Source organism: Bradyrhizobium sp. LB13.1 (assembly GCF_054056815.1).
In genome coordinates, this window is the sequence record NZ_JBSRYQ010000001.1 from 2,297,683 (window position 1) to 2,315,476 (window position 17,794).

Sequence of the window (17,794 nt, forward strand, 5' to 3'; positions counted from 1 at the left end):
CATGTGTGCGCTGGCCGAGACCGCCGTCGCGCGCGCCGTCAGCCTCGAACAGATGCTGGCGGCTCGAGAGCAGCGAGCCGCGCGTCAAGCCGCTGCCTTGGCGTGCTTTAGCAAACCCCTCGTATCCATGACTGTGGTGATGCCCGGCCCGGTGAAGGATGGCTGGTTGCCCCGACGGGTACTGAGCGAGGCGCTCAAGCAGTTGGAGGCCATCTCAGATAAGCGCGGGTGGCACGTATTGTCGCGCGAGGTCTTGTGGCGGGAGACCGGTCCCGAAGCGCTCTACGTCATTGATGCGGAAGCGCGGATCGTCAAGTCGGTCACCGCCGCTCTGGAAGACTGTCACCCGATCGGGCGTCTTTGGGATCTCGACGTTATCGCGCCTGGAAGTGGCCCGCTGTCCCGTCGGGAGCTGAGCTTTTCGCCGCGCCGCTGCCTGTTATGCGGGCAGCCTGCCCATGCCTGCGGCCGCTCGCGCTTGCATCCGCTCGAAGAACTACTGAGCACGATAGCCAGGATCGTTCATGACTATGATCTGCGCTCAGTCAATTAGTCCGCTGACATCATCGGCGGGGTACGAGCCTCTGGAGAGGACTGCCAGCGCGCTCGCCGCGTATGCGGATCGGGCATTGCTCACAGAGTTGATGCTCACGCCCAAACCCGGATTGGTCGATCGACGAAATTGCGGCGCTCACCATGACATGGACATGCACACGTTCCTGGCCAGCGCGCGCGCCATTGCACCTTGGTGGCCGCGTTTTGTGGAGATCGGCAATTCTTGTGGCCTATATCGCCGCGAGTGCATCGCTCTCGCTGGTACGTCCGGTCGGCGTGCTCTGCGAACAAGCGATGCTGCGGGCGACCGACGGCGTTAACACGCACAAGGGCGGCATCTTTTCGCTTGGCTTGCTCTGTTTCGGGGCTGGTCGTCTTTTAGGGCGTGGGATCTCCATAACGCGCGAGCGTCTGTGCGATGAGGTTGCCAGTATCTGCGTCGGGCTAGTGGATCGCGAGCTGAAGGCCAGGGGAGAGGCGCGTACGGCGGGCGAACGCGTCTTCCGGCGCTATGGGGTCGTCGGCGCAAGGGGCGAGGCCGCTTCGGGATATGCGACGGTGCGCGAGGCCGCGCTACCGGTCTACGACCAATTGCGGTCGAGCGGTATCAACGAGGAGCTGATGCTCCTGCAAGTGCTATTGAATCTGCTCGCCGTCAATAATGACACCAATCTTCTGTCACGCGGCGGTGGCGCCGGCCGGGACTATGTCCGCGCCTACGCCAGAAGGGCTCCTCGAGGAGGGTGGCGTTCTGGCGCCGGACGGATTGCGTAAGATGGCCGCGTTTGATGATGCGCTGATCGCGCGCCACTTAAGTCCGGGAGGGACAGCAGATTTGATAGGGATCACCTGGTTCTTGGCGCGGTTTCCCATCCATGAAGCGCTGGAAGCACAATGATACAGAACGAAACAGAAGCCACGACAAATCACATCGGACAATTGTTTTGATGACACGGAGGGCGGAAGCAGCCATGCGTATTCATGCAATCCAAACCGGCTTCGTTAAAATAAAACGTGCGCAGGTCGAAGGACACGGACACGGGTTGGCACGACGGCTTGCCATTTTCAGCGACCGGAACTGGACCGAGTGGTTGCCGACGTACGCTTGGGCGATCGAGCACAAGGAAGGTGTTATCGTAGTCGATACTGGCCAGGGAGCGCATTTGCTCGAAACCGGAGCGTCGTATCATCCCTTTGCCCGATGGGAAGTCGTTTTTCGAATCGATAGGGAAGAAGAAATCGGTCCGCAATTGCGTGCGCTGGGCATTGGACCACGTGATGTAAAAAAGGTCGTTCTCACTCATTTGCACATGGACCATGATGGCGGCCTGGCACATTTCCAAAATAGTGAAATCCTTGTTGCCTCCGGCGAACTTCGCACGGCAAGTGGATGGGCGGGGCGAATACGCGGATACCTTCCTCATCGTTGGCCCTCCTGGTTTGATCCAACAGCGCTTGAACTCGCCGCGGAACCGTTTGGGCCCTTCGCTCGCAGCCGACGATTGACACATGCCGGGGACATTGTCGCGGTGGCCACTCCAGGTCACACTGCGGATCATGCCTCCGTACTAGTACGCCAGGAGGACGGCACAACGCATTTTCTTGCTGGCGATACCTCCTACAATGAGCGCTTGATGCTCGCCGGCAGGGTGGACGGCGTCAGTGCGCACGAGGGCATTTCCTGCGCAACGTTGGACTCGATTAGAGTTTTCGCCCAAGTCCATCCGACGGTATATCTGCCGACGCACGATCCTCAATCCGCTGTTCGCCTCGCAAACAGACAGCTGGTAGGTCTTTCGTAAGCATCAGGCCGCGCGGAGCGACTGAACTTGGGGAGAGACCGCGCCGGATGACACGCTGAGCATATTAACTCGCGGTGGTTCGTTGTACTGCACGCAACGCCAGCGGATGAAGCCAAACAAATTTCAGCCCAAAACTCCAGCGCGAAATCGTTCGGGCCGGCATCATTTTGGCAGGTGACCGCAGTAACCTATGCCGGGGGGTGAAGGGGATACTGCTTCGGCGCGCTTTCGGTCGTGCCGAACACGCCAAGGAAAGCGCAAGGAAAGCGGCTGAATCGGTCGCGACGAGTTCGCCACTGTGCTTTCACCCGCGAGTTATCGCGCTTAAGCAGTTGACGTGGATTTCCCATGCCGAAGTACCGGAGGGACGACGGATCACTCAAGCACCGACTTTCGAATCTGCGCCGTCAAAGCCCGCTGCACCAGAGGATCAACCGCAGTAGGGCGGCCGGTGATATGGCGGATATTGGTAGTGGGGATTGTAACAGTCCAGGCCATAGTCAAACAGGCCACCATAGCCAGGCCAGATACCCCCGAAACGGTGCGTTGCGGAGTGACGGAAGCCTGAGCCGTCGGCCACGTGGTCACCGAAGCTGACGCGGCCCCCACCGAAGCCGCCGATGTGGGCACCGCCACCACGCGCTTCTGCTCTAGCCGCAAGCATGCTTGCGGCGAGCATGGTGGTCACCAGCATTGTCATAATTCGTCTCATCGTGACGTTCCTTCTCTTGTGAAGCGTTGTCGGAAAATAGGACCGCTACCAATGCGGGATATAAGCCCGATCATTTTCGTCGTCGCGAGCGGTCTTGCCATAGCATTCCGCGGCAATTCCAGACGCTGTCTCCAGGCACTGTGCATAGCTCGTGAAGCTGCAATCCGTGCCGCCTTCGTCATAGGATATGCAGTAGTGTCCGGGCGGGACAATGGGCCCCGCCGTCGCGGCGGAGCCGGACAAGGCAAGTGCGGACAGCGCAGTTGCCGAGACGAGTACGAGTATTGGAATCGATTTCATATTGAACCTCCATCATCAGTTGCCTTCATTGAAGTGAGATCTGACGTGGATGAAATCGATTATAAAAACCTTCATGTTTGCTGGGAGTGGCGTCGCACCTGGGCCAATGCAGAAGTGATGTTCATGCAAGAAGTCGGGCCGGAGCATTGTTCTCCGGCCCAACATTTTCGCGGTCGCGGCTGCCGGCCTCGGGCCCACACAACATCAGTCTGCTTCGTTGTTGCGCCGGCGCTCTGCGATCAGGACAGATCAAAACCTGTCTCGGGTTCACAAGGCGGGCCGTTGTCCCAGGGCTCGCCCGCAAATGAGCCGACGCGGGGAGCTAGTTGACAGACGCGTCCGTCAGCGTAATGCCCAGTGGCAGCAACGTCGACGTTATCCCGGTGCGAAGTGATATGATTCTCGCGAGCCATGGCCGGACTTGCCAGCATAGCGGCGGTGATCAATCCAGCCGATAAGAGCTTAAATTTGGTCATTTCAGTTTCTCCATTGGATACGAGAGACCAACGTTTTGGCCTCGCTATCGAAGTGGGAAGGGTTACGAGTCCTCACAGCCAAACCTTTCTCACGTCTTTTCAAGATAGCGCGAGTTCGCGCATCGCATGATGATAACGCGTGAGAATGAGGATTGTCTGCCAATCCGTGGCCGATGCAAAACGACTCCGCTGATCGGCAACTAGTGCGCATTCCAAAACGCGGTCCATAGCTCCAAAATTCGAGCCAGTCATTCTGGCCGTCTCTCAATCGAGTGGCTGATCATCGTGCAAGAGGCTCACGGCGCGTTGACCGATTGTGAGCTAGTGTTGCGTTCAGAAATTCGTATCTGCCCACATGTCACTTGGAGAAGCCAAACGACTTTGGCTTGCTGCATCCAAAGGAGAAGTTCAATGACCACAATCAAGCTCTTTTCGGCTGGATTGATCGCTGCCGCCATGCTCGCAACGCCCGCCAAGGCTCGCACGAGCCATGTAACCTCGCGGCACCTCGCAGAGGACGCCAATGCGAACGCCTCCCCGACCGCCCGCTATAATGACGGCCGTGTCGGCATTACAGCACCGCGCATCGGTGCATTTTCTACGGCGCCCCCGGACGGGGACAATTGCGGCGTCGGCGATAACCCGCGTGTATGCTGAAAAAGCTGCGCAGAGAATGGATCGGCCCGGCTAAATTAGGCGCATCTCTGGGGAACTTTTTGCGCATTCGGCGAACAGTGATCTTCATGCTGCATGTGTTTTCACCTGCAATGCCGAGATAGTCGTTGTGTAGACAAATCTGGAGGGAGCGCCCGCGAGAGCAGCAGTCGTTAGCGCGAATTTTCGCGCAGAAGAGGAAAATGGAGAATCGCTATGGGCTCGGAGCTACCTGGTGGCGCGGCCAGTGTTTATCCGGCAAACAGTGCTTATGCGGGAATGGGCCGCGCTAGTCCCACATTCCGCGCCCAGCGCTACCACTCGTACGACTCCGCACCGGACACCTTCCTCGGCTATTATGGTCGCCACCCTCCATGTCGGTGAATGAGAGTCACAAGGTGAACCAGAACACAGGACGAGCGACTGACCCTTTTCGCTCGGGGTCAAAGGCTGACCATGGGAGAACGTCCGCTATAACATCGCACGTTTCAGCGTCGGCCACGGGTCAAAACATCGTAACTCCCGAATTTACGTTTTGCACGGATTGCTGCGCGGCTGGCGACGCTTGGTTCGCCGCTGCCCGTACGACGATGGAGACCAAGTCAGAATTGCCATGACGCAGCGCGATCAAATATACCGCTGACGTGAACCGCTTTGCCCTTCGTGGATGGCCAACCCAGCGCAACATTGGCGATGCAGCGTGGCAATAAAGCGCGCGGCATGAGATGGCCTGCGGAAGTCACGGTCACGAGCCGCGAGGTACCTAAACATGATAGATCCATCAGACCTGACCCGACGCGCTTCCGAATTGACCGAACTTGCTGACCACGAAGACGACCCAGGAACGCGTCAGCGCTTGCTGAGGATGGCCAAGTACTATCTGGAGATCGCGGAAATCGAACAATGGGCGGCAACCCATCCAACGTCGATAGCGTCCATCGGCGAAATCTTCGTCAAGAAACAAGTACGTCTATCGGGACACTGGTAAGCGCAGCGCGCCTACCGAAGCCCGCCCATCGAATTTCGAGTGCTGCGCCGGTGGGAGGAGTAAATGCTCCAGCGCTGGAGGGCGGTCGTGGCCGCGCGATTAATCGCCCAAACGCAGCGGGCGCCTAGGTGCGCAAGCCGGCGAGGATCTGTTGCTTTCGGAGCCTGGTATTTGCGTCCATCCCGTCGGATATCCCACCGAACCGCGCTTGCAGCGGTGCCTGCTGCTCACGAGCTGGTTGTTCCAATGCCGCGTGAGTGGATGACAGGGTGCCTATCTCGTTTTGGTCCCCAACATGCGTTCATTGATGACTGGGATCAATTCAGAAAGATAAATTGGAGTTTAATTGGGATCGTTGCGCATGGCGGTCATGTTTCGGGTAACCGGAGCTTTCACTGCTCTGATGAGAGCTTTGTTGGATGAACCTTGCACGAAGGTATTTCGAAAACGAGACAGGCACGGACATCGAAGAGTCTGCGCACGCAACGGCCAGCTATCTCGGAGGTAAAATATGATCTTGTTCCTCACGCGCCTTTACCCGACAGAGTGGCATGCCGACATGCTCGGTCCGGTTGTGCAGGTACAATCAAAATAGCGGACGCAGCCGGTTGGCAATGGAATAACCGGGCACGCAGCAAGGAAAGATAATGGGCATCGTTCGTTTCGCTCTCCGATTTCCGCACACCTTCTATGTGCTGGCAGCGCTGATTTTGTTTCTTGGCGTCGCCGCCGTCAGGTCAATGCCGACGGATATCTTTCCAGAAATCCGCATCCCCGTGGTGACGGTCATTTGGCAATACACCGGTCTCACCACGCCGGAAATGGAGCAGCGCGTCACCACCTACAGCCAATATTCCATCAGCTCTAGCGTCAACGGCATCAAGAACATGGAAGCGCAGACCCTCAATGGTCTGTCGATCCAAAAGATCTACTTTCAGCCGAATGTCAATGTTGACCTCGCTATCGCGCAGATCGTTTCCGCCACCAATTCGATTCGCGCTCTGATGCCCCCTGGCATCCAGCCGCCGATTGTCGTGCAGTTCAATGCGTCGAGCGTCCCGGTCCTGCAGCTCAGTCTCAGTTCGGACAGCCTGAACGAGCAACAGCTTTACGATTTCGGCATGTACCGCATTCGGCAACAATTGGCGCCGGTACCTGGCGTCACTCTGCCGACGCCGGCCGGCGGCAAATATCGTCAGATTATGGTGGATATCGACCCGGACAAGCTGCTGTCGCGGGGGCTGACCCCCCTCGACATCGTGAACGCAGTCAATACGCAGAACCTGACGCTGCCATCGGGAACGGCGAAGATCGGAGACACCCAGTATACGGTGCGAACGAATGCGACGCCGGCGACGATCAATGATCTCGACATGATCCCGGTCAAGTTCGCCAACGGCGCCACCATCCTCTTGAAGGACGTGGCACAGGTCCGTGACGGATCACTAGTACAACAGAACATCGTGCGCGAGGATGGCCGCCGCTCGGTTTTGCTTAGCGTGATCAAGAACGGCAATGCCTCGACGCTGGCGGTCGTCAACGGCGTGAAGAACGCCCTACAGGCGATCCGCGCCGCCGCGCCGGCCGGACTTAAGGTCAGCCAGCTGTTCGACCAGTCGGTGTTCGTCACGAACTCTGTCAATGGGGTACTGCGCGAAGGCGCCATCGCGGCAGCTCTCACCGCGCTGATGATCCTGATTTTCTTAGGCTCCTGGCGGTCGACCCTGGTGGTAATGATTTCGATTCCGCTGGCGATCCTGTCGTCGCTCATCGTGCTGTACTTTCTGGGCGAAACGCTGAACACCATGACGCTGGGCGGTCTTGCGCTGGCGGTCGGCATATTGGTGGATGATTCGACCGTGACCATCGAGAACACCCACCGTCTATGGACCGAAGAGGGTATGCCGCTTTCCGAGGCGACCTTGCACGGTGCTGCGGAAATCGCGGTCCCGACGCTGGTTTCGACGCTTGCTATCAGTTGCGTGTTCACATCGGTGGTGTTCCTCGACGGACCGGCCAAGTACTTGTTCACGCCGCTCGGACTTGCCGTCGTATTTGCGATGCTGGCTTCCTATGGATTGTCGCGGACCCTGACTCCGATCACGATCGGGTTGCTGCTCAGGAGCGAACGTCATCACACGGACGAAGGCACTCCCACCGGGGGCATTTTCTCGCGGATTTCCGCCGCATTCGAGCGCGGCTTCGAGCGCCTGCGTGACGGATACTCGACATTCCTGGCGACTCTGCTTCGCCGGCGATTCATCGTGCCGATCGTCGCCGTGTTGATGCTCGGTCTCGGTGCGCTGATGTTGGTGTTCGTTGGCCGGGACTTTTTCCCGCTCATCGACGGTGGCCAGATCCAGCTTCACGTTCGCGCTCCCGCCGGCACCCGCATCGAAAGCACCGAGGCGATCTTCCAGGCGGTTGAGGACAAGATTCGCGAGATCGTTCCGGAAAACGATCGGTCCCTTATCGTCGACAATATCGGACTGCCGGCGCGAGCCTATAATCTGGCATTCGCCGACGGTTCGACGATCGGAATCAATGATGGTGTCATCCAGGTGGCGCTCAAGGAGGGCCACAAGCCGACCGCTGATTACGTCAAAAAATTGCGTGAGGTACTGCCGGCCGCATTCCCGGAGGACACATTCTATTTCCAGGCGGCCGATATGGTAACGCAGATTCTGAACTTCGGACTGCCGGCTCAGATCGACGTTCGGACGGTGGGCTACGACAAGAACAATCTTTCGGTTGCAAGGGAGCTCCGGCAGCGGCTTGCGGCCATACCCGGTATCGTCGACGCCCATCTGCAGCAAGAAGTCGACGCGCCGGCGTTCTTCGCCCACATCGACCGGACCCGCGCGGCGCAGCTTGGCCTCAATGCAAGCACGGTGGCCACCAATATCAATGTCAGCCTCAGTTCGTCGGAGCAGGTATCGCCCAACTTCTGGACCGATCCGACCTCGGGGATTCCGTATTATCTTGCCGTGCAAACACCGGAATACAAAGTCAACTCGCTGAATGCGCTAGGAAACACGCCGGTTTCCGCGTCTCTGGCGACGAGACTCAGCCAAACGGTTCCGGGCATGCTCACCAATGTTGCGACGTTCAAGCGGGACAAGGGCGCCACCAATTCTAACCAGACCAATATCCAGCCGGTGTTTGACATCTATGCCAGTGTGCAGGGTCGCGATCTCGGCAGCGTGGCGGCCGACATCAACAAGGTCACAAAGGAGCTGCAGAAGAAGCTGAAACCAGGCAATTCAATTCAGGTGATTGGCCAGATTCAGAGCATGAGAACGCCGCGTTCAGGAATCTGGGCATCGGCCTGCTGTTCGCCGCGGTCTTCGTCTATCTGCTGATGGTCGTGAACTATCAGACCTTCGGCGATCCGTTCGTGGTGATCCTGGCCCTGCCGGCGACGCTCTGCGGCATCGTCACGATGCTGTTCATCACCGGTACCACATTGAACGTACCCTCGCTGATGGGGGCGATCATGGCGGTCGGCGTTGCTTCGGCGAACTCGATTCTGCTCGTGACCTTCGCGCGCGAGCAGCAGTTGAAAGGTCACTCCGCCTTTGAGGCCGCGCTGAGCGCCGGTCACACCCGAATCCGCCCCGTGCTGATGACGGCGGCCGCGATGATCGTCGGTATGATCCCGATGGCGATCGGCGGCGCCGGCGAGGAACAGAACGCTGCGCTCGCGCGCGCCGTGATCGGCGGCCTGCTGTTCGCGACGCCGACAACATTGCTGATCGTGCCTTACCTGTTCGCCATGCTGCGCAAGGGTAACGATGGAAAGCCTCACCATGGCGTATTCGAGGAGATTCCGGAGTGACCGAGATTCGTGTGCAGCCGAAAAGTGAGAATGTCGAGGATCGCGTTGATCCGGAAACCTATCGGGTTGTCGAGCTGCCCGATGGGGGTCGCGAGGGGCGACGTCGTTACGGAGGAGTGCTGTTCGGCGGAAGCGCGCTGCTGCTATTGCTGGGCGCCCTTGGAATAGGGGGCTTGCGCCACTACCAGGCCGGCCTCGAGGTCGCGGCCACCACGCAACAGAGCAGGACTTTTGTCCCCAACGTTCGCGTCGCGGCGGTCCGCGCCAGCGACAGCAAGATTACGGTCAGTTTGCCGGCGACCACCACGGCATTCGAGGCGGCCAATATTTTTGCGCGCACCAGCGGCTATATTGAAAAGCGCTACGTCGACATCGGTGATAGGGTCAAGGCCGGCGCCCCGTTGGCGGACATTACCGCCCCCGAGCTTGACCACCAGATTGCGCAGGCCAAGGCGACGTTGGCCCAAGATCAGGCGACATTGCGGCAGACCCAGGCAAGTCGCGATCTCGCCCAGCTCACCAATGCGCGCGACAGCAATCTGGTCAAGCAGGGATGGCTCACGCTTCAGCAGGGCGACAACGATCGCCTGACCCTGCAGGCGCAGCAAGCAGCGATGGGAGTGGCTCAGTCGAATATTGCCGCGCAGGAAGCCCAGATTCGAATACTCGAGCAGGAGAAGGCCTACCAGCGCGTCGTGGCGCCGTTCGACGGCGTCATCACACAGCGCAACATAGACAACGGGAGCCTGGTGCAGTCCGGATCGACCTTCATGTTCACGCTAATGCACCCCAATGTGATCCGGACGCAGGTGTTCGTTCCCCAAGACGAGGCTTTCGGGCTTGGGCCCGGCGTCGAGGCAGTGGTCCGTGTCCCCGAGATTCCGGATCGCACCTTTCCCGGCAAAGTCACGCGAATCGCTACCGCGTTGCAACCCGGCAGTCGGACGCTACTGACCGAGATCGACATTCTCAATCCGGACGGCGCGCTCAGTCCCGGGATTTATTGCACGGTCGAATTATTTATTCCGCGCAGGACGCCTTCGATGATCGTACCGGCCGACGCGGTTGTATTCGATCAGAATGGCCTGCATGTCGCGGTGGTCGAGAACGGCACCGCCCGTCTGCAGAAGATCACGATCGCGCGTGACTTCGGCACGGAAGTCGAAGTGCACGACGGCGTCAAGCCGGGCGATCAGGTCATCCTCAATCCGATGGTGAACCTGGCGGAGGGCAGCAAGGTCGCGGTGCGCACAGTACGCAAAGCGCAAACAAGCTAAACCGCCGCGGAGGAAGGAATTGCGATGCGACGCTTGCTATTCACAACGGCCATCCTGCTAGCAGGCTGCAACGCCTGCCTGGCGCAGATCTCCACCATGGGCACCACAGCCATGGGCCTTCCATCGACACCGGCTACGATCGTGACGTCCCCGCTCTATGGCCCGAGCCCGTTTTCGGCGACGACCGAGCCGGGCGCTCCTGACACGACGCTGGCGCCGGTGCCTCTGGCTTCTGATCCTGCAACGCCGGGAACCGTCGTCATCTGCTCCACACCAATAGGGCAAATCGCGCCTGGAACTCCGTCGGTGCCAGTTACTTCCATGTTGGCAATTGGCAGCACAACCGGAACGACGCCATCAGTTTCCACGCCATCGACCATATCGACAGTACCGCCTACCTCTTCCACGTCCACAACTGGTAACGCAACCGCAGAAATGCCCGCGAACCCGTTGGGGACCATTCCAACGTCAATCACCGGCAGCACGACCGGGACCATTTCGCCGGTGTCCCCGCTCGGCAGCTCATCGACCACCGTATGCAGCTCGACGCCGGGAGGTCCGCCGACCAATGGTGCGGCTTTGCCGCTCTCGACCCCCGAAGTGCCGAGCAGCCCCCCGCTTGGCACGATTCAATCCACGGTCGCGGAGCTTGCCGGCACCAGCATCGATCCGACGATGATCGTAGTGCCGACGCCGAATACGTCGGCTTGCGCCGAGAGCACGACGATGAATCTGGCAACGCCGGGAACGATGGCACCAGCCTCCGCGGCAACGCCGGGCGTATCGCCTGCATCGCCACCAGGTTGCTGACCTGGCAAAACGGGGCTTTCCCGAATTGGAACTCAGATTGGCTTTGCAACTGATAGCAATTCAGGAAAGTTGGGGGTGGACCTTGAGGTCACGTCATGTTTGGTTACGGCGACTTGTCAATCGGATTGCAGTCCGTTCTGGGTCTATCCGACATTCCCACGATCCCGGCGTTTTCTGTCCCTTACAAAGCCCAGGCCACGTTGGCGCAGAGCCGGGGAAGCCTGCAGCAGACACAGGCGAGCCGCAAGCTCGCAGAGGTCACCAGTGCGCGCGACAGCGGCTGGTCAAGCAGGGATGGTTGACCGCCCAGCAGGGCGACAATGACCTCCTGACACTGCGCGCGCAGCAGGCGGCGGAGGCAGTGGCGAAGTTGAACATCGCGGTCCAGCAAACTCAGATCAAGGTTCTGGAGCAGGACAAGGCCTACCAGCGCGTGGTGGCTCCATTCGACGGCGTGACAACCCAGCGCAACATCGATAACGGCAGCCTGGTGCAGGCCGGTTCGACATGTTCACGCTGATGCATGCGGATGTCATCCGCGCACAGGTATTCGTGCCCCAGGACGAGGCGTTGGGTGTTCAGCCGGTATCGATGCAGTCGTCCGGGTCCCGGAGATTCCCGGGCGAGCGTTCCAGGAAAGGTCACGCGGATCGCCACCGCGTTGCAGCCCGGCAGTCGTGACCGAGATCGACGTGCCCAATCCGGATGGTGCGTTTCAGCCGGGTATCTATTGCACTGTTGAGCTATTCATTCCACGCAAGTCGCCGTCAATGGTGATACCTGCGGACGCCGCCGTGTTCGATGAGAATGGCCTGCATGTCGCAGTCGTGGAGAACGGTGTGGTTCACATGCACAAGCTCTCGATTGCGCGTGATTTTGGCACGTAGGTCGAGGTGCACCAGGGAGTCAAGCCGGGCGATCAGGTGATCCTCAACCCGATGCTGAACCTGGTCGCAGGAAACCGGGTCTCTGTTCGCGGGCCGCAGACGAGCTAATCGATGCGGTCGGCCCCGGGTGCTCCGAGCTCGAGGAGAGGCCGATCAGCGGCGCGGCTTGGTGAATAGCCGTCTCCAATTTGGGCTCGCGAGCACGCGGCTGCGGATCAGATAGTATCCTAAGCGGGTCACAGCGGATTGACGGGCTGTGAACAAGTCTTGCATTCGGATCTCCCGCATCAATCCGCACCTCATTCACAGAGTAAATGCTCCTTGTGTTTGAATGGAGAAGGTTGATGACAATGTTGAAGATCTTGTCGGCGGCACTGATCGCCACCACGATGTTGACGACGGCTGCGAGTGCATATGAGAACCCCATGCATAAACGGCACGCCGTGGAGCACGCCCATCCTGGGAGCATCTTGCCCTTCGCCGATGAATTCGACCGCCATCCCTGGATGTCCGGACCCCCCGTCGGCGCCTATTCCACGACGCCCTCGGAGCAGCCGGGCGGCATCTGCGACCATGGCGACAATCCGCAGATATGCTGAGGAGCTTGTCGCTCGATGCGCGATCGACCCGGCATGCGTTCAGGGCCGCACTAGCGAACCTGAAGGCCTGCCCGGGTCGGCGGGCGCGTCGATGATCAGCAGGAAGACGGCTGAGCGAGCTGTCCCAAAACGTTCGTTCGAGCGAGAACAGTCTCCTTAACATCCCGTAGGCGGCGACGCGACCTGCATGGCGGCAGCACTGCCACTCGTGTTGAACTCCGCCGCTGCCGGATTGGCGAGGTCCATCGAAAATGCTTTCGCTACATGCAGCCGTGTTCGGAGTCGGCATCACGCTCGGCGCGGGGCTGATGCTGGTGTTGAGCGTGTCGGCGTCGACCGCCGGCGACTGAATGGTTCCGGGTGGAGGGCCCTGCGGGACATCGGGCGTGGAGGCCGGCAAGGCCGCAGCATTGGCCAGCGTGTTTCCAGGTGCCGACGTGCATGAGCTTCCCGGTGTCGAGCTGCCGAGCACGGCGCCGGTGCGATCGTGCCTGTCGTGCTGCCGGTGACCGTGCCCACGATGGTCAAGGGCATGGCCGTCGGCAAGGTCTGCGACAGGCTTGTACTCGTCGGCGCGGCCGGCACTGGTGGTTGTGGAGGTGATGCTCTCCACGGAAGGCGAAAGCTCCACCTCGGTCGGCGCGCAACTCAGGCTCGTTCCTGGAAGTGTCGGGTCTTGCGCCAGCGGAGGTGAAGCCAGAGTGATTGCTGGCGCACCTGGAACGGTTGTGGCCGAGAAAAGGCTCGTAAACGGCTCGGTCCGGCCAGTGGAGACGACACAACAGCGCCGGGTGCTATCGGTATCGCCATGGCCGTCGTGCCCATGGTCGAGACTTGCGCCGGACAGGCGCCACTGCTCAGCAGGAGCGCGGCCGCCGCACAGACAGTGTATACGCATTCAAATCTCCGACGTTCGATCGTCGAGGTGAAACGTAAGCCGTGGGCCGGCAAGTCCAATTCACTTTCGAGAGTCGAGCTTGATTGCGCCAGGCGGCCTGGCGTCAATGGCGCACGTGATCCGCGGATGGATCCTGAGTTTAGAATTTTGTGGCATCGCAGGCTCTTGATGCAGTGATTGTCAATTCGTTGTCACTATAGCGGCTGGAGCGCTCGCAAAGCCTAGATTCAGGCTACGCCGATCCAATCAAAATCTGTGATCGCCGGGAATGCCTCCTGGAGGAGCTGCTGTCTGAAGAGGTACAAGATGTGACGAACCACATTCGCCGCGATCGGCGCCTTCCAAAATAATGTTGCACACATCATCAGCAAGTCCGGCGATTTCCAGCAGCAGCGAAAGCGAAACACCCGTCCATTCAGCATTGCCGACCGCGCCAAGTTGCCATTGCGCGCCTGGTACCGGTGGTACCAGAAATACGCGGCCGTTGCCCGCGCACTCCAACGTGGCGACGCACGTGCGTGAAGGCATCGCGCGGATATCGGCGTAGCTCGGCCTTAGTTCCCTACGCACTGCGCCGCTTATCACCGGCCGGTAGGCGACCCGATCCAGTTGCGGGGTGGAGAAATGACTGCGTATGTAGAACAGCTCGGCTGGTGGGATGAAGTCGTCGAGCTGATCGAATGGCATTTCGAGATTGTTCGGGTCCTTTTGCCGAATGATCAGGCCAAACGCACGCCGAAGCTGTGGCGGAGCAATTGTCGATTCTTACGTCCATAGAGGGCTACCATCGTGATTCTGATTGGCTTTGTGTGCCGCGAATCTCACTGCATTGTGAGATAGATGCAGAAAATGACCACGGTGACTGCAAGCGTCACCGAGAGGGGCGGCACTACGCGGGACTGCGGGATGTGGACCACCGCGTCGCGATCGATCGCGCGTCGCGTACGCTCAAAGGCGGCGCCGCTTCGTGCCATAATGGCTATTCCATTCAGCACCGTGACCAGTCCGGCAGAGCGGGCCGCGGCCGCGACCAAAGTGCTGTCGTCAGCAGGAACATGGCTTTCAGTGCTCACCGCTTCGAGGACGTTCAGCTTGACCATAAACAAACCAAATGCGGCCACTGCCATCCAGGCAAGGAAAGTACGCTCGTTCGCCGCATGATTTGTGTAGTTAGCGATCATCGAAATCTCTTACGGCCAGGTATCGTCCGGCAGGTTGACAACAATGGGCGTCGCTGTGCTGCGCACGACTACCCATCGAAACGGTTCCAGCTTCGAAGGGTTGATTTCCATATGCGGCAAGAAAGCCGGAACATGAATGAAATCGCCGGCCTTCGCGCGTGCCGAGAATTCCCCTCTTTCACCCCAACGAACTTCGCAGATGCCGGAGAGGACGTAGGCGATCGTCTCCTGCTGTCCGTGATGGTGAATTCCCGTCCGCGATCCCGGATCGACCTCGAACAAACCGCCCCAGATAGCCGACGCGATGCCCAGCGCGGGTGCGATAGCCGCACGGCGTTCGGAGCCTGGCGTCTGGGTTGTTCCGGCATCGAATTGCACCGGGCTGACGATATGGATGGCAGCAGCTGCACTCATTTATTTCCAGCTTACCGTTGATGAGGATGCCAAGAAGTTAGATCGGCGCCGGACAGAGAACCATTAAATTGGGGTTTAAGAACAAATTGGGGTCTAAGAACTCATTTGAAACTGAGTCTCGGATGACCGAGCGCGCGGTAGCTTTCAGGCCCACTCCATGCGTTCCACGTGACCTCACTTCGCTAACGACAACAGTTGCTACCCGAGACAAAAAGTAGGCCGGTGGCGGAAGCCACCGGCCTGATGTCTAAGCCAACAAGGGAGGAGGTCTGGTTTCGTGATGATTGACGAAGGAAGCATAGCTTCCAAATAGCTACATCGATCGGGCGTCGACAAATCGACTATGCGCGTCCTCAGATAAAAATGCTTACCGGAGATTGCGGTGTTTGGTCCGAATTTGCGCCGATCCCGGATTGGCGCCCGCGTTGCACAGCTAAACCAAGGTATCGAGGCCCCCAACTATTGGGTAGCCAAACTAAGCTCGGTGGCAATTGAGCAATTCGCCACGGGCGCACTAGGCTGAAGACATAGCGAGCTAACCGACTCGAGCTAGAGATGGAAAGCCTTGTTCGCAAACTCTCGGCGCTCAACCATTCCATCCCAAAGGTCATTCGGTTGGGGTCCGTCGACCAGACGTCGACCGTATGCCATCGAAGTCTCGCAAAGTTCCAAGCAAGCGGAAAAAATCAGCGCTTGCGTAATCTTTCGGCGAGATAATCATATGCAACTACCTGAGTTCGCGCGTTCAACAACGCTGCGGTGCACGTTGCTGGTGGCCGGTATATTTGCGGCTTTCATCGTTGCGCTGCTCGGGTTTGTCTACTTGAAAACGAAGGACGACTTGACGGTGCGATCCGACCGTGTGATCGCCACCCGACTCGGCGTGCTTGTGGACTTTCCGCCCGCGCAGAGGCTGGACGCAATCAATGTCGATCTGAAGTTGGATCCCGCTCGCGTTCGGCTCACAGGATTGTTCGAGTCGAACGGCCGCCGTATCGCAGGTAATCTAGAAAGCCTGCCACCCGATCTTAAAATCGATGAGACGATACAAGGCGCCGTGGTCGACCGGATAGTCGAGAATGGTCGAGTGAAGCAGGCGGTCCGCTTAATCGCGCGAAGTGTGCCGAACGGCGACGTGCTGGTGATTGGACGAAATGCCGATGACGTAGAGGAGATCACGCGCATCGTAGGTCGGGCGCTCGCGCTTGGTCTGGTTTCCGCTGTGCTTCTTTGCCTTGCGGTCGGTGTGGCGTTGAGCGTTCGCACCCGGAGTCGTATCGTGGAGATCAATAAGCGTGTCGAGCGCATCATTGCCGGTGACCTGCGTGAGCGCCTCCCGCATGGGAGAGCCGATGATGCCTTCTCCAAGCTTGCAGCGATAGTCAACGGCATGCTCGATGAGATGGAAACCCTCATTCATTCCCTGGCAGGCGTCGGCAATGACATAGCTCATGATCTGCGGACGCCACTTGCTCATGCGCGTTTGACGCTCGAGCGCGGTCGCACCAACGCCAAGAGCCTGGAGCAGCTTCAGAACATCGCAGACAAGGCGATAGGGGGGATCGACCAATCACTCTCAATCATCACCGCCATTTTGCGGCTTGCGGAAATCGAGAATGGCAAGCGATTTGCAGCCTTTGGTAAAGTTGCGCTGGCGGATCTCGTGCGCGAAGTCGCCGATATGTACGAGCCGATAGCGGAAGACAAAGGGATCACTCTTCTGATCCACTCGCGGGACGAAGTAAGCGTACGTGGTGACCGGGACCTGCTGGTCGAAGCGGTCGTCAACCTCGTCGACAACGCGGTGAAATTTACCCCGGCGGGCGGGCAAGTGGAAATCGGGCTATTTCGCGGCAACGGCGAAAACATTGTGCGCGTTAAAGATACTGGTTGCGGCATAAGCGATCATGAGCGTGAGGCCGTCTTAAGACGTTTCTATCGGTCGGACAAAATGAGGCACACATCCGGCTTTGGCCTTGGCCTGAACCTGGTAACCGCGATTGTGAAACTACACGGCTTCCGTTTCAATGTCGTTCCGGGAACCGGATGCGTGGTCGAGATCGCATGTCCGCAGGTAGCCTGGAGCAAGTAGGGCGCCATCGCCGTCGGCGTCTTCCATCTGGCCTCTACTTGACAATCGTCGTCTGTACGCAACAGCGCTCGGGGTGATCGTCGGCCATGAGCTACTCCGAATCCAGGGTCATGTTTCACGCCGCGAACCACCGGCGCGGGGTGGCCTTGCCGTTTGGCAGCAGCGCATCGTCGCCAGCTATATCGAGAAACATCTGGCCGAGCCCGTGCCGCTCGCTACGCTGGCGACGCTTGTCCGTCTAAGCTCGCTACTACTTCTGCCGTGCGTTTAAACAATCGTTCGGTATTCGACCCCACCGCTACCACATCGTT

Annotated in this window: 20 protein-coding genes and 1 pseudogene; 14 read left to right on the top strand and 7 right to left on the bottom strand. The window is 59.1% G+C overall.

Annotation, left to right across the window (positions count from 1 at the left end):
- The first annotated feature begins 1 nt into the window (after position 1).
- From citX to ACVWYI_RS10820, 5 genes are all read left to right on the top strand, one after another.
- Positions 2-553 (top strand): citrate lyase holo-[acyl-carrier protein] synthase, encoded by a 552-nt coding sequence (gene citX, locus ACVWYI_RS10800; RefSeq protein WP_247313984.1) that lies wholly within the window; start codon positions 2-4, stop codon positions 551-553.
- 91 nt (positions 554-644) lie between these two features.
- A complete protein-coding gene (locus ACVWYI_RS10805; RefSeq protein WP_456664502.1) occupies positions 645-875 on the top strand; it encodes a triphosphoribosyl-dephospho-CoA synthase in 231 nt (76 codons plus the stop codon).
- Positions 781-1,329 carry a triphosphoribosyl-dephospho-CoA synthase gene (locus ACVWYI_RS10810; protein WP_456661949.1) on the top strand — a complete coding sequence of 183 codons (549 nt, stop codon included), beginning with the start codon at positions 781-783 and terminating at the stop codon, positions 1,327-1,329. Before ACVWYI_RS10805 ends, ACVWYI_RS10810 begins: the two co-directional genes overlap by 95 nt.
- Position 1,330: 1 nt before the next feature.
- The gene (locus tag ACVWYI_RS10815; RefSeq protein WP_456661950.1) at positions 1,331-1,453 is read left to right on the top strand and encodes a triphosphoribosyl-dephospho-CoA synthase; all 123 of its coding nucleotides are present in this window, start codon (positions 1,331-1,333) and stop codon (positions 1,451-1,453) included.
- A 73-nt stretch (positions 1,454-1,526) separates the two neighbouring features.
- A complete protein-coding gene (locus tag ACVWYI_RS10820) occupies positions 1,527-2,357 on the top strand; it encodes an N-acyl homoserine lactonase family protein (RefSeq protein WP_456661951.1) in 831 nt (276 codons plus the stop codon).
- Between the two features lie 430 nt (positions 2,358-2,787).
- On the opposite strand, the gene ACVWYI_RS10825 is transcribed toward ACVWYI_RS10820, so the two are convergent.
- Together ACVWYI_RS10825 and ACVWYI_RS10830 are read right to left on the bottom strand one after the other, a co-directional pair.
- On the bottom strand, positions 2,788-3,069 hold the full coding sequence (locus ACVWYI_RS10825; RefSeq protein ID WP_456661952.1) for a hypothetical protein: 282 nt from the start codon (positions 3,067-3,069) through the stop codon (positions 2,788-2,790).
- 45 nt (positions 3,070-3,114) lie between these two features.
- Positions 3,115-3,369 (bottom strand): DUF3551 domain-containing protein, encoded by a 255-nt coding sequence (locus ACVWYI_RS10830; RefSeq protein ID WP_247446038.1) that lies wholly within the window; start codon positions 3,367-3,369, stop codon positions 3,115-3,117.
- Between the two features lie 887 nt (positions 3,370-4,256).
- Between ACVWYI_RS10830 and ACVWYI_RS10835 the strand changes: the two genes are divergently transcribed.
- The 5 genes and pseudogenes from ACVWYI_RS10835 (at position 4,257) to ACVWYI_RS10855 (ending at position 10,602) form a co-directional block, all read left to right on the top strand.
- Positions 4,257-4,502, top strand: coding sequence for a hypothetical protein (locus ACVWYI_RS10835; protein ID WP_456661953.1), 246 nt, complete (start codon positions 4,257-4,259; stop codon positions 4,500-4,502).
- 276 nt (positions 4,503-4,778) lie between these two features.
- Positions 4,779-4,883 carry a BA14K family protein gene (locus tag ACVWYI_RS10840; protein ID WP_456664503.1) on the top strand — a complete coding sequence of 35 codons (105 nt, stop codon included), beginning with the start codon at positions 4,779-4,781 and terminating at the stop codon, positions 4,881-4,883.
- Between the two features lie 385 nt (positions 4,884-5,268).
- Entirely contained in the window at positions 5,269-5,487 is a 219-nt protein-coding gene (locus tag ACVWYI_RS10845) for a hypothetical protein (RefSeq protein WP_456661954.1), read from the top strand.
- Positions 5,488-6,134: 647 nt separating this feature from the next.
- Positions 6,135-9,325 (top strand): annotated as a pseudogene (locus ACVWYI_RS10850) (efflux RND transporter permease subunit).
- Between the two features lie 5 nt (positions 9,326-9,330).
- Entirely contained in the window at positions 9,331-10,602 is a 1,272-nt protein-coding gene (locus tag ACVWYI_RS10855) for an efflux RND transporter periplasmic adaptor subunit (RefSeq protein WP_456664504.1), read from the top strand.
- Between the two features lie 155 nt (positions 10,603-10,757).
- Here ACVWYI_RS10855 and ACVWYI_RS10860 read toward each other — a convergent pair whose 3' ends face one another.
- Together ACVWYI_RS10860 and ACVWYI_RS10865 are read right to left on the bottom strand one after the other, a co-directional pair.
- Complete coding sequence (locus tag ACVWYI_RS10860; RefSeq protein WP_456661955.1) at positions 10,758-11,135, bottom strand: hypothetical protein; 378 nt, start codon at positions 11,133-11,135, stop codon at positions 10,758-10,760.
- A 96-nt stretch (positions 11,136-11,231) separates the two neighbouring features.
- Complete coding sequence (locus tag ACVWYI_RS10865; RefSeq protein WP_247446032.1) at positions 11,232-11,420, bottom strand: hypothetical protein; 189 nt, start codon at positions 11,418-11,420, stop codon at positions 11,232-11,234.
- A 290-nt stretch (positions 11,421-11,710) separates the two neighbouring features.
- On the opposite strand from ACVWYI_RS10865, the gene ACVWYI_RS10870 reads away from it, so the two are divergent.
- The 3 genes from ACVWYI_RS10870 (at position 11,711) to ACVWYI_RS10880 (ending at position 12,898) form a co-directional block, all read left to right on the top strand.
- Positions 11,711-11,932: a hypothetical protein gene (locus ACVWYI_RS10870; RefSeq protein ID WP_456661956.1), complete on the top strand. Its 222-nt coding sequence runs from the start codon at positions 11,711-11,713 to the stop codon at positions 11,930-11,932.
- A 157-nt stretch (positions 11,933-12,089) separates the two neighbouring features.
- Complete coding sequence (locus tag ACVWYI_RS10875; RefSeq protein WP_456661957.1) at positions 12,090-12,299, top strand: hypothetical protein; 210 nt, start codon at positions 12,090-12,092, stop codon at positions 12,297-12,299.
- A gap of 350 nt (positions 12,300-12,649) precedes the next feature.
- Complete coding sequence (locus ACVWYI_RS10880; protein ID WP_456661958.1) at positions 12,650-12,898, top strand: hypothetical protein; 249 nt, start codon at positions 12,650-12,652, stop codon at positions 12,896-12,898.
- Between the two features lie 1,144 nt (positions 12,899-14,042).
- Here the strand turns inward: ACVWYI_RS10880 and ACVWYI_RS10885 are convergent.
- The 3 genes from ACVWYI_RS10885 to ACVWYI_RS10895 all read right to left on the bottom strand — a co-directional run bounded on the left by ACVWYI_RS10885 (position 14,043) and on the right by ACVWYI_RS10895 (position 15,391).
- Entirely contained in the window at positions 14,043-14,483 is a 441-nt protein-coding gene (locus ACVWYI_RS10885) for a molybdopterin-dependent oxidoreductase (RefSeq protein ID WP_456661959.1), read from the bottom strand.
- A gap of 134 nt (positions 14,484-14,617) precedes the next feature.
- On the bottom strand, positions 14,618-14,977 hold the full coding sequence (locus ACVWYI_RS10890) for a DUF202 domain-containing protein (RefSeq protein ID WP_456661960.1): 360 nt from the start codon (positions 14,975-14,977) through the stop codon (positions 14,618-14,620).
- 9 nt (positions 14,978-14,986) lie between these two features.
- A complete protein-coding gene (locus ACVWYI_RS10895; protein WP_456661961.1) occupies positions 14,987-15,391 on the bottom strand; it encodes a cupin domain-containing protein in 405 nt (134 codons plus the stop codon).
- 721 nt (positions 15,392-16,112) lie between these two features.
- Between ACVWYI_RS10895 and ACVWYI_RS10900 the strand changes: the two genes are divergently transcribed.
- Positions 16,113-17,483, top strand: a complete 1,371-nt coding sequence (locus tag ACVWYI_RS10900; protein ID WP_456661962.1) for a sensor histidine kinase — start codon at positions 16,113-16,115, stop codon at positions 17,481-17,483.
- Positions 17,484-17,794: the final 311 nt, after the last annotated feature.

What these genes read in the sequence shown, in the direction of transcription:
- ACVWYI_RS10835 (WP_456661953.1), top strand. Translation starts at nt 4,257, where the DNA reads ATGACCACAATCAAGCTCTTTTCGGCTGGATTGATCGCTGCCGCCATG.
- ACVWYI_RS10840 (WP_456664503.1), top strand. Translation starts at nt 4,779, where the DNA reads ATGGGCCGCGCTAGTCCCACATTCCGCGCCCAGCGCTACCACTCGTAC.
- ACVWYI_RS10885 (WP_456661959.1), bottom strand. Translation starts at nt 14,483, where the DNA reads ATGCCATTCGATCAGCTCGACGACTTCATCCCACCAGCCGAGCTGTTC.
- ACVWYI_RS10805 (WP_456664502.1), top strand. Translation starts at nt 645, where the DNA reads ATGCTCACGCCCAAACCCGGATTGGTCGATCGACGAAATTGCGGCGCT.
- ACVWYI_RS10825 (WP_456661952.1), bottom strand. Translation starts at nt 3,069, where the DNA reads ATGAGACGAATTATGACAATGCTGGTGACCACCATGCTCGCCGCAAGC.
- ACVWYI_RS10845 (WP_456661954.1), top strand. Translation starts at nt 5,269, where the DNA reads ATGATAGATCCATCAGACCTGACCCGACGCGCTTCCGAATTGACCGAA.
- ACVWYI_RS10830 (WP_247446038.1), bottom strand. Translation starts at nt 3,369, where the DNA reads ATGAAATCGATTCCAATACTCGTACTCGTCTCGGCAACTGCGCTGTCC.
- ACVWYI_RS10880 (WP_456661958.1), top strand. Translation starts at nt 12,650, where the DNA reads ATGTTGAAGATCTTGTCGGCGGCACTGATCGCCACCACGATGTTGACG.
- ACVWYI_RS10890 (WP_456661960.1), bottom strand. Translation starts at nt 14,977, where the DNA reads ATGATCGCTAACTACACAAATCATGCGGCGAACGAGCGTACTTTCCTT.
- citX (WP_247313984.1), top strand. Translation starts at nt 2, where the DNA reads ATGTGTGCGCTGGCCGAGACCGCCGTCGCGCGCGCCGTCAGCCTCGAA.
- ACVWYI_RS10900 (WP_456661962.1), top strand. Translation starts at nt 16,113, where the DNA reads ATGCAACTACCTGAGTTCGCGCGTTCAACAACGCTGCGGTGCACGTTG.
- ACVWYI_RS10820 (WP_456661951.1), top strand. Translation starts at nt 1,527, where the DNA reads ATGCGTATTCATGCAATCCAAACCGGCTTCGTTAAAATAAAACGTGCG.
- ACVWYI_RS10895 (WP_456661961.1), bottom strand. Translation starts at nt 15,391, where the DNA reads ATGAGTGCAGCTGCTGCCATCCATATCGTCAGCCCGGTGCAATTCGAT.
- ACVWYI_RS10815 (WP_456661950.1), top strand. Translation starts at nt 1,331, where the DNA reads ATGGCCGCGTTTGATGATGCGCTGATCGCGCGCCACTTAAGTCCGGGA.